The sequence below is a fragment of the Dorea hominis genome (assembly GCF_014287705.1).
GTDB lineage: Bacteria > Bacillota > Clostridia > Lachnospirales > Lachnospiraceae > Dorea_D > Dorea_D hominis.
On sequence record NZ_JACOOY010000038.1, the window covers coordinates 1 to 870 of the forward strand.

At 47.1% G+C, this 870-nt stretch carries 2 protein-coding genes; both read left to right on the forward strand.

Features of this window, described 5'->3' with window-relative positions:
• Nucleotides 1-308: MarR family winged helix-turn-helix transcriptional regulator (locus H8S07_RS14240; protein WP_186856273.1), on the forward strand; the 308-nt coding region annotated here is incomplete at its 5' end.
• Nucleotides 305-870 (forward strand): radical SAM mobile pair protein A (locus H8S07_RS14245; RefSeq protein ID WP_186856274.1); only part of this gene is annotated, 566 nt, incomplete at its 3' end. The genes H8S07_RS14240 and H8S07_RS14245, both read left to right, overlap by 4 nt.

An 870-nucleotide genomic window follows, 5' to 3' on the forward strand; every position in this document is an offset into this window, starting at 1 on the left:
GGCAGGAGGATGGTATCTCAATCAGGTCACTCTCGACTAAATGCGGATTAGCGATAACATCTCTTACTACGATGCTGGAAAGAATGGAAAATCAAGGGCTGATAAGCCGTGTTCAGTCTAAAACGGACAAAAGGAAAACACTTCTGTTTCTGACTGAGAAAGCACATGCCTTAAAGGGCGAGTACGATTCTGTATCTGATGAGATGGGCAGTATTTACTACAAAGGTTTTTCGGAGGAAGAAATTACCCGGTTTGAGGAATGCCTCGACCGCATCAGAAAGAATCTTGAGGAGTGGCAGAAGTCATGAGTATTTGTATCAAAGATCAGATTCAGAACATGAATATCGTCATTGGCTGCACAGTGGGGTGTACATATTGCTATGCCCGCAACAACGTGAAACGCTGGCATATGATTGATGACTTCGCTTACCCGGAATTCTTTCCGGGTAAGCTCAAGATGATGGAAAAGAAACGTCCGCAGAACTTTCTTCTTACCGGCATGAGCGATCTCTCCGGATGGAAGCCGGAATGGAGAGACGAGGTATTTGCAAAGATCCGTGAAAATCCACAGCATCAGTTCCTGTTCCTTACCAAGCGACCTGATTTGCTGGATTTTGATACCGATCTGGAAAACGCATGGTTTGGCGTTACGGTGACGAGAAAGGCAGAACTGTGGCGTATCGACGCCCTTCGGAAAAACGTCAGAGCAAAACATTACCATGTTACCTTTGAGCCGTTATTCGACGATCCCGGCACAGTTGACCTTTCCGGAATCAATTGGATCGTTGTCGGCACCATGACCGGAGCTCAGAGCAGGAAGATTCATACGGAGCCGGAATGGGCATGGTCTCTGGCGGACCAGGCACATAA